General features: G+C 39.1%; 1 protein-coding gene. It reads right to left on the bottom strand.

Going from position 1 to position 1,001, the window contains the following annotated elements; all coding sequences use genetic code 11:
• Positions 1-237: 237 nt before the first annotated feature.
• Positions 238-654, bottom strand: coding sequence for a hypothetical protein (locus BY457_RS18885; protein WP_106154880.1), 417 nt, complete (start codon positions 652-654; stop codon positions 238-240).
• Between the last annotated feature and the right edge of the window lie 347 nt (positions 655-1,001).

Here is a 1,001-nt window from a genome sequence, read left to right as displayed (position 1 = left end):
TTTTCTTCCTTGATACGGGCAAGAGATTTAAATTCATCAATGGACATAATCCATTGATTCTTTTTGGTTTCATAATCAAGATAGTCTCCATCCTGATTTCTCGTTAAGGTCGTGTTAAACACCTATAATGAGGATTTATATTTTGAGCAACAATGCAGAAGTCGGACTTTACAGACAAACACTAATAAAAGATAGGCCGCTTTTAATAGGCTTATCCCGAACGTTTAAGTAATTAAATCAATAGACCTGTAACTCTGTTTCTCCTTCGGGAAGATAAAGGGAAATATGCCATGTTACTTCATAAGGCTCGTGATAACGGGTTGTATCATATTTAATGGATTTAATTACGGCGCTTTTATCAAAAACACCTCTTAGCAATGCAATCTTCCCTTTTTTATACATTGCTAACTCATAATTACTGATTGGAAAAACTTTTTTGTCGGGATGATTGGGTTTGTAAGTTAAACGTCCTCGTTCGAGTTCAGATTTAACATCTTTCAATGAAGATTTATATAGGCTTCCATAATTGTATATCATCATATTTTCTAACTCCTTATATACGTTTGCAATATCACAATTTACCAGAAACTGTCTTAACTCCTCATATTTTCTCAGCACCCTTTCTTCCAAATCGGGCAGGGTCCGTAAATCCACGGCATTTTCTAACCGGTATGAGTGGTCCCACGGCACCTGCGCCTGAAAAGTGATGGTGGTATCCCAATATTGCGTGCCGTTGTCCAGAACATATTCCGGAAGCGTGATTATTTCGGTTAAATACTCCGGGGCGGCATCTGATTCGCGCTTGTCGGCACCATAGCCAATGCGGAGTTTGATGGGAGATGTACTGCTTTCAAATGGGAAGACTTCCGGAGTAAAAGCACGTATCTTTAAAATTTGCTTTCCCCTACACTTAGCCTCCGATCAAGCGTTGCTTGCACACGCTTGATATTGGAGGCTATTGTTGAACTAAACAATCTTCAGGATGCCTCACAATAAAGAAC

This window comes from Marinilabilia salmonicolor, assembly GCF_003003035.1.
Taxonomy (GTDB): Bacteria; Bacteroidota; Bacteroidia; order Bacteroidales; family Marinilabiliaceae; genus Marinilabilia; species Marinilabilia salmonicolor_A.
Note: the sequence above shows the minus strand (reverse complement) of the source record. Positions and strands in the feature narration are given on the sequence as shown.